General features: G+C 68.8%; 10 protein-coding genes. 8 read left to right on the top strand and 2 right to left on the bottom strand.

Translation table 11 applies throughout. The features are described from left to right. The 7 genes from VFZ20_RS24635 to VFZ20_RS24605 all read left to right on the top strand — a co-directional run. On the top strand, positions 1-879 hold an 879-nt coding region (locus VFZ20_RS24635; protein ID WP_329686615.1), incomplete at its 5' end, for a CPBP family intramembrane glutamic endopeptidase. Continuing rightward, a complete protein-coding gene (locus VFZ20_RS24630) occupies positions 876-1,256 on the top strand; it encodes a hypothetical protein (protein ID WP_329686614.1) in 381 nt (126 codons plus the stop codon). The genes VFZ20_RS24635 and VFZ20_RS24630, both read left to right, overlap by 4 nt. A gap of 70 nt (positions 1,257-1,326) precedes the next feature. Then, positions 1,327-2,184: a 3-hydroxybutyryl-CoA dehydrogenase gene (locus VFZ20_RS24625; RefSeq protein WP_329686613.1), complete on the top strand. Its 858-nt coding sequence runs from the start codon at positions 1,327-1,329 to the stop codon at positions 2,182-2,184. Between the two features lie 359 nt (positions 2,185-2,543). Beyond that, positions 2,544-3,680, top strand: a complete 1,137-nt coding sequence (locus VFZ20_RS24620; protein ID WP_329686612.1) for an acyl-CoA dehydrogenase family protein — start codon at positions 2,544-2,546, stop codon at positions 3,678-3,680. Between the two features lie 86 nt (positions 3,681-3,766). Beyond that, positions 3,767-4,822 (top strand): Glu/Leu/Phe/Val dehydrogenase dimerization domain-containing protein, encoded by a 1,056-nt coding sequence (locus tag VFZ20_RS24615; RefSeq protein WP_329686611.1) that lies wholly within the window; start codon positions 3,767-3,769, stop codon positions 4,820-4,822. Between the two features lie 186 nt (positions 4,823-5,008). Beyond that, positions 5,009-5,326, top strand: a complete 318-nt coding sequence (locus VFZ20_RS24610) for a DUF2188 domain-containing protein (protein WP_329686610.1) — start codon at positions 5,009-5,011, stop codon at positions 5,324-5,326. After that, positions 5,323-5,760 (top strand): type II toxin-antitoxin system VapC family toxin, encoded by a 438-nt coding sequence (locus VFZ20_RS24605; protein WP_329686609.1) that lies wholly within the window; start codon positions 5,323-5,325, stop codon positions 5,758-5,760. The genes VFZ20_RS24610 and VFZ20_RS24605 overlap by 4 nt, the downstream gene beginning before the upstream one ends. Positions 5,761-5,796: 36 nt before the next feature. On the opposite strand, the gene VFZ20_RS24600 is transcribed toward VFZ20_RS24605, so the two are convergent. After that, positions 5,797-6,078 carry a hypothetical protein gene (locus tag VFZ20_RS24600; RefSeq protein ID WP_329686608.1) on the bottom strand — a complete coding sequence of 94 codons (282 nt, stop codon included), beginning with the start codon at positions 6,076-6,078 and terminating at the stop codon, positions 5,797-5,799. 160 nt (positions 6,079-6,238) lie between these two features. Between VFZ20_RS24600 and VFZ20_RS24595 the strand changes: the two genes are divergently transcribed. Continuing rightward, positions 6,239-6,775 (top strand): hypothetical protein, encoded by a 537-nt coding sequence (locus VFZ20_RS24595; RefSeq protein ID WP_329686607.1) that lies wholly within the window; start codon positions 6,239-6,241, stop codon positions 6,773-6,775. Between the two features lie 262 nt (positions 6,776-7,037). Here the strand turns inward: VFZ20_RS24595 and VFZ20_RS24590 are convergent. Next, positions 7,038-7,239 (bottom strand): hypothetical protein (locus VFZ20_RS24590; protein WP_329686606.1); only part of this gene is annotated, 202 nt, incomplete at its 5' end.

Here is a 7,239-nt window from a genome sequence, read left to right as displayed (position 1 = left end):
CACGGCATCCGCGCCGGCTGGCGGCTGCTGATGTACGGGCTGATCTGGATCGTGCTCGTCCGCGGACTCGATCCGCTGAGCGCGCGCTTCTTTCCGCCCCAGGCGATGATGGACGACATCCTGGTGATGCTCGTCGCGTCGCTCGTGGCGGGATGGGTGATGCTCGCGGCCGTGGACCGCCGGCCGATGGGCGCGCTGGGGTTCGCGCTGGACCCCGCCGCGGGCAGGGATTCCGCCGTGGGATTCGGCGTGGGGGCGGCCATGCTGGGCTGCGCCGTGATCCTGCTCACGGTGGCGGGGATGGCGCGGTGGGTTGCGGACACGGGCTCGGTGTGGGAATATGTCGCCGCTCTCGCCCAGGCGCTCGCGTTCTTCGCCGTGGCGGCCGCGGCGGAAGAGGTGGCCTTTCGCGGCTACGCCTTCCAGGCACTCGTGCAGGGGATCGGCGCGTGGCCGGCCGCCGTGCTGACGTCCGCGCTGTTCGCGTACGGACACGCCGGCAACCCCGAGGTCAACGCCGTGGCCCTGGCCAACATCTTCCTGGCGGGCGTCATGCTGGCCGTGGCGTACCTCAAGACGCGCTCGCTGTGGTTCGCCACGGCCGTGCACCTGGGGTGGAACTGGACCATGCAGTCGCTGCTGGGCTTTCCCGTCAGCGGCCTCAACGAGTTCGACACGCCGCTGTACGACGTCCGCGAGCTGGGGCCCGACGCCGTGACGGGCGGCCCGTTCGGCCCGGAGGCGGGGATCGCGGCCACGCTGGCCATCCTGGCCGGCACCGTGTGGATGTGGCGCACGCGCCGCCTGCGCGAGTCGGAGCGGATGATGGCGCTGCGGCCGCTGGTCGACACGAAGCTGGGCCCGGGGTGGGGCGGATGAACCGGTCGGCCCTGCGGTTCTGGGGAAGCGCGGCGGCCACGTCCATCGTCTTCGCGGCGCTGGTGCCCCTGCTGTTCCCGTTCCGGGCGATGGGCATGGATCCCGCCGTGGAGCGCGACCGCGTGTGGCTGGTCGTCGTGTTCTACACCGGCGTGCTGATGATCCTGTTCGGCCTGGGCGCGTGGATCAGCGGGCGCCGGTCCGTGGGGCTGCGCGACATCGTGGACGCGGGCGGCGTAAAGCAGGCGCTGGACCGCGCCGACGCGGCCCGGGCGGCGGACGAGCCGGGCTACACGCGCAACGCGGCCGCCTGGGCCGTGGTGACGGGCGTGCTGCTGCTGGTGATCTATTTCGCGCTGTACGCGGCGCTGGGTTGAACGCTCGTTCGAAAGACGGATCCGGCGCGTGGGGCGCGTGCGTCGACATTTTGACCAGAGACTGAACGAAATGCCGGATATCAAGAAAGTGGCGGTGGTGGGCGCGGGAACCATGGGCAACGGCATCGTGCACGTGTTCGCGCAGGCCGGCTACGACGTCACCATGATCGACGTCCGCGCCGAGGCGCTGGAGGGCGCGAAGAAGACGATCGCCGGCAACATGGACCGGCAGATCAAGAAGGGCGCGCTGGCCGAGGCCGACCGCGACGCCGCCCTGGGCCGCATCGCGACCTCGACGGAGCTCTCCGCCGTGGCGGACGCGGACCTGGTGGTGGAGGCCGCGACGGAGAACCGCGACCTCAAGTTCAAGATCTTCGAGGAGCTGGACCGCCACGCGCCGGCGCACGCCATCCTGGCCAGCAACACGTCCAGCATCTCCATCACGGAGATCGCGGGGCGCACGGGCCGGGCGGACCGGGTGATCGGGATGCACTTCATGAATCCCGTGCCCGTCATGAAGCTCGTGGAGATCATCCGCGGCCTGGCGACGTCCGAGGAGACGACGCGCATTACCGTGGAAACGTCGCAAAAGCTGGGGAAGACGGTGGCCGAGGCGCAGGACTATCCCGGCTTCGTGTCGAACCGCATCCTCATGCCGATGATCAACGAGGCCGTCTTTTGCCTGATGGAGGGCGTGGCGGACCGCGAGGCCATCGACACGGTGATGAAGCTGGGGATGAACCACCCCATGGGCCCCCTGGCGCTGGCGGACCTGATCGGCCTGGACACCTGCCTGGCCATCATGCAGGTGCTGCACGACGGCCTGGGCGACGACAAGTACCGTCCCTGCCCCCTGCTGCGGAAGTACGTGGCCGCCGGCAAGCTGGGCCGCAAGACGGGCGAGGGCTTCTACGACTACAGTGCGTGAGTGCGGAAGTGCGTGAGTGCGGGAGTCGGTTCCCGCACGGCGCACTCTTTCGCGCTCCGTGGCTGAGCGAGGCTCACAGGCGGGTCCGGGCTGATCCTGATCCGGTGTCGCCGCTGCAGAGCCAGAGCGAATGAACTCGCCGCTGGAAGGGCACGAAGTCCGCCTTCGCGGACTGCCCCTGCGGAAGCCGGCCTGTGTGCACCGAAGCGGCGGTCGCCGCTGAAACGTCGAGAAGTCCGCCCGTGCGCACGGCACCGTATCCGGTACGGCGCGGTGACGACGACGATGATGAACGACGGCGGAGTGCGACGGGACCACGTTCGCACTTTCGCACTTTCGCACTTTCGCACTTGCAGTTCATGACCGAGGAACAGCAGCAGATCCGCGACTTGGCCCGGGAGTTCGCCGAGGGCGAGCTGCGGCCCCACGCGGACCAGTGGGACCGGGACGCCGCGTTTCCCCGCGAGGTGATCGGAAAGCTGGGCGAGCTGGGCTTTCTGGGCATGCTCATCCCCGAGCAGTACGACGGCCTGGGGCTGGACACGGCCACGTACCTCGTCGCCATGGAAGAGATCGCCCGCGGCGACGCCTCCGTGGCCGTGGCCATGAGCGTGCACAACTCGCTGCCCACCCAGATGATCCTGGCGCACGGCACCGAGGAGCAAAAGGAGCGCTGGCTGCGCCCCATGGCCCGCGGCGAGTGGCTGGGCGCGTTCTCTCTCTCCGAGCCTGACGCGGGCTCCGACGCCGCCTCCATGGCCGCCCACGCCCGCAAGACCGACGGCGGATGGGTGCTCAACGGCGCCAAGGCCTGGGTCACCAACGGCGGCGTGGGCGACGTGGTGGTGACGATGGTGCGCACCGACACGCCCGACGCCCGCCGCGGCGCCAAGGGCATCGGCGCCTTCATCGTGCCGACGACGACGGAGGGGTACAGCGTCGGCAAGAAGGAGGACAAGATGGGGCAGCGCGCGTCGGAAACGGTGGGCATCTCGTTCCACGAGATGTTCGTCCCCGACGACCAGCTGCTGGGCGATCCGTCGCAGGGCTTCATCTACGCCCTGCAGGGGCTGGACAACGGGCGGCTGGGGATCGCCGCGCTCTCCGTGGGCATCGCGCAGGCGGCCCTGGAGCACTCGCTGCGCTACGCGGACGAGCGCAAGCAGTTCGGCAACGCCATCCGCGGCTTCCAGGGCATGCAGTTCAAGCTGGCCAACATGGCCACGCGCATCGAGGCCGCGCGCGCCCTGCTGTTCCGCGCCGCCGCCGCCAAGGACGCGGGCGAGCCCGTGTCCCGCCTGTCGTCCATGGCCAAGCTGTTCGCCAGCGAAACGGCCATGTACGTGACCACCGAGGCCGTGCAGGTGTTCGGCGGCTACGGGTACGTCAAGGAGTACCCCGTGGAAAAGCTGTTCCGCGACGCCAAGGTCACGGAGATCTACGAGGGCACGAGCGAGATCCAGCGCACGGTCATCGCGCGCGAGCTGTACCGGTAGGCCGCGCCGGAGCACACGGCCGACTGTTTTCCGGCGGGACGTACGTACCCGCCCACCCAACGCACAAAAACCGAGACCGAACGGGCATGGAACTGTTTTCTCTCATCGGTGAGCACGACCACGAGCAGGTCGTTTTCTGCCACGAGCCGTCGTGCGGCTACAAGGGCATCATCGCCATCCACAACACGGTGCTGGGCCCGGCGCTGGGTGGGACGCGGTACTGGAACTACGGCAGCGACGAGGAGGCGTTCGTGGACGCCCTGCGCCTGTCGCGCGGCATGACGTACAAGGCCGCGGTGGCGGGGCTCAACCTGGGCGGCGGCAAGTCCGTCATCGTGGGCGACCCCAAGCGCGCCAACCGCGAGGAGATCTTCCGCGCGCACGGCCGCTTCGTGGAGACGCTCAAGGGCCGCTACATCACGGCCGAGGACGTGGGCACGTCCGTGGACGACATGGAGTTCGTGGCCATGGAGACGGAGCACGTCACCGGCCGCGCCAACACCAGCGGCGACCCGTCGCCCGTGACGGCGTACGGCGTGTACCGCGGCATCAAGGCGGCCGCCATGGCCCGCTTTGGCAGCGACAGCCTGAGCGGCAAGACCATCACCGTGCAGGGCGTGGGGCACGTGGGCTACTACCTGTGCCAGAACCTGGCCTCCGAGGGCGCCCGCCTGGTGGTGACGGACATCGACCAGGAGCGCGTGCAGCGCGTGGTGCACGACTTTGGCGCCACGGCCGTGGGCCTGGACGAGATCTACTCCGTGGAGTGCGACGTCTACGCGCCCAGCGCGCTGGGCGCCACCATCAATGACCAGACCATCCCCGTGCTCAAGGCCGGGATCGTGGCCGGCGCCGCTAACAACGTGCTGGCCGAGGCCCGCCACGGCGACGAGCTGCACAAGCGCGGCATCCTGTACGCGCCGGACTACGTGATCAACGCCGGCGGCCTGATCAACGTGTACGGCGAGCTCAACGGCTGGACGTCGGAGCGGGCCATGCGCAAGGCGGGCGACATCTACGCCACGCTGCTGCGCATCTTCGAGCTGTCGGAGAACGAGGGCGTGCCCACCTACCAGGCCGCCGACCGCATCGCCGAGCAGCGCATCTCCTCCATCGGCAAGATCCAGCAGACCTGGGTCTGAGCCGACTGGATGGATCCGGGCAGGTGGAAAAGGAGAGGGCCGGCAGCGATGCCGGCCCTTTTCGCGTGTGTCGTCGTCGTTCCCACGTGCCGCGGCTGTCCCGTCCAGAGCGCATGTTTTTGGTCTTGGAGGCCCCTGGTCCGCGCCGTTATCTTTGCTCGGGCGACCCGAACGCGAGGTGATTCGATGGCGACGCACGAGCCCGAAGTGGAGCTGTTCTACGACCCGGCAGACCTGGACCCCAACGCTCCGCGGCTGTACGTGACGCGCAACGGCGTGGGCTGGGAGCTGCGGGATGGTGCCGGCCTCCTGCTGAGCACGCATCCTACGCAGGCGCATGGCATTGAAGCCGCGCGTCGCCAATCCCTGCGCCGGTTCAGCGAGATCCTTGTACGTGGTTCCAACGGGGCGGTGGAATGGCGGCTGGATCAGGACCCCGACGTTGCTCCCATCGTCGACTGGTTCCGGAAGCGCGATCTGGCGGCAGGGGAGGCGAACGGGTGAGCGCGGGACTCCTGGTGCTGGACACGAACGTCTTCATCCGCCACGGTCTTTTGGGGTTGACGGACCGCGGCTTGATGTCGTCCGTCGTGATCCAGGAGATGACGGCGGGGGCGAACGATGCTGCGCGCATACGCCATCTCGCGCTGCTCTCGCAACAGCTTGAACGCAGCGGCCGGCTGCTTGTTCCAACGGGTGAAGACTGGTTCTACGCTGGGAAAGTGCTGAACTCGCTCTACCGCGGCCAACGATCGGACCGATCGCGGCAGCCGGTTGCGATTCCCAAGGAAGAGCAGCAGCGCCTGCTGCGCGACGTGTTGATCGCGCGTTCCGCCAAACGGGTCAATGCCGGCCTGCTTACGTACAACATGCGCGATTACAGAAAGATCCGCCGGTTCTGCGACGTGCGCCTCATTTCCCCCGCGGACTATTTCTAGATCACTGGGTGCGCCGCGGACCGGCGACGGGTGACCTCAGCGCGGCGCGTGGCGGAAGTTGACGAGGATGACCTCGGACGAGCCGTCGTCGCGCATGCGCTCGCAGTTGCTGTAGTTGGCGTCCAGCCAGGGCGTTACGCCGTCCAGCGTGCCGTTCTCCTCGCCGGCGGCGTTGTGCGCCAGCCAGCGCGCTTCTTCCTCGTCGCCGGCGCGCACCACAAAGCCGAACGCGCGGTCGTACGGCGGCTGCCACGGGTCCTTGCCTTCCACGCACCACCACAGCGTGTCCGTCCTGGGCGTAATCCTCCAGAGCGCCATCCACCTCTCCCGTTTGGTCAGTTCCCGTGTCGCCGCGTCCGCGCACCGCACAACGTATCCTCCCGCGGGCCGTGGCGGGAGGGCGGGGGCGGCTTTCGCGCGCGGCGCGCAGGCAGTAATCTGCACGGAGACGAGCCATCTCCTCCCCGAAGTGAAGCGAATGAAGCGCATTTGGGTCGCGGCCGTGCTGCCGCTGCTGTTCCTGGCCGGGTGTTCCGGCGAGCGCCCCACCGACGCCGAGTTCTTTGGCATCGCGCGGCAGGTGCTGCAGTTCGCCGAGCGCGACGCGCGGCAGAACCAGCCCGGCCGCGTTGCAGATGGGCCCCTGTACGTGAACGTGGCCTCGTTTCGCACGGCGGCCAACCGGGTCACGGGCCTGGAGCTCACGCAGGACAGCGTGTCGAAGGCCCTGGGCGAGCCCACGGATGCCATGCTGGAGCAGGCGCTGCTGTGCGACACGGACCAGGGGTTCGGCGGATGCTGGGTGCGCAAGTACGGCGTGTGGGTGAACCTGAACCTGGTGCGCCACGCCGGCGACGAGCTCACGGCGTTCGTCCGCAGCACCAGCACCAACCGAACCACGCGCCCCACGGACTTTTGCGACCGCGTGTGGGTGCTGGACTTTCGCAAGGAAGGCGGCCAGTGGCGCATGGCCAAGCAGCGCCTGCAGCGCGACTGCCGCCAGCCCGAGAGCTGATCCGGGTTTCGGCTCTTCGGCGGGAAGACACGCGGAGGACGCGGAGAGAGATCTCCGCGTCCTCCGCGTTTTGCCCATCCCGTTTCCGCTGCATGAACGGGACGGTCCCGACGCTTGAGTGCCGAGCCACCCCGCCAGTTCACGGAGTGGACGCCGGTGGCCCGAAAAAATCGCCCTCAAGGCGTACGGTCCGGCTCCTCGTGTGTACCCGCATCTTCGTCTCCCGGCCCTTGGGATACCGATCCACTCCCGCACTCCGCACTCACGCACTCATCACGTGCCCCCGGGCGAAGGCGACCAGCTCGGCGAGCTGGTCGTTGATGCGCCGGTCCGCGTGGCGCGGGGGCTGGGCGGAATGCATGCGGATGGCCTGCTCCATCCGGATCCAGTCCTTGAGACGAGCGGCGGCGCGGGCCAGCTCCAGCAGCGTGCGGGCGTGGTCCTCGCGGGCGCCGGGTCGGTTG

This window comes from Longimicrobium sp. (genome assembly GCF_036280135.1).
Taxonomy (GTDB): Bacteria; Gemmatimonadota; Gemmatimonadetes; order Longimicrobiales; family Longimicrobiaceae; genus Longimicrobium.
This window is presented reverse-complemented; position numbering and strand designations above follow the sequence as displayed.

Excerpts from the sequence above, each read along its gene's own strand:
- VFZ20_RS24630 (WP_329686614.1), top strand. The coding sequence starts at position 876 with ATGAACCGGTCGGCCCTGCGGTTCTGGGGAAGCGCGGCGGCCACGTCC.
- VFZ20_RS24625 (WP_329686613.1), top strand. The coding sequence starts at position 1,327 with ATGCCGGATATCAAGAAAGTGGCGGTGGTGGGCGCGGGAACCATGGGC.
- VFZ20_RS24620 (WP_329686612.1), top strand. The coding sequence starts at position 2,544 with ATGACCGAGGAACAGCAGCAGATCCGCGACTTGGCCCGGGAGTTCGCC.
- VFZ20_RS24615 (WP_329686611.1), top strand. The coding sequence starts at position 3,767 with ATGGAACTGTTTTCTCTCATCGGTGAGCACGACCACGAGCAGGTCGTT.
- VFZ20_RS24610 (WP_329686610.1), top strand. The coding sequence starts at position 5,009 with ATGGCGACGCACGAGCCCGAAGTGGAGCTGTTCTACGACCCGGCAGAC.
- VFZ20_RS24600 (WP_329686608.1), bottom strand. The coding sequence starts at position 6,078 with ATGGCGCTCTGGAGGATTACGCCCAGGACGGACACGCTGTGGTGGTGC.
- VFZ20_RS24595 (WP_329686607.1), top strand. The coding sequence starts at position 6,239 with ATGAAGCGCATTTGGGTCGCGGCCGTGCTGCCGCTGCTGTTCCTGGCC.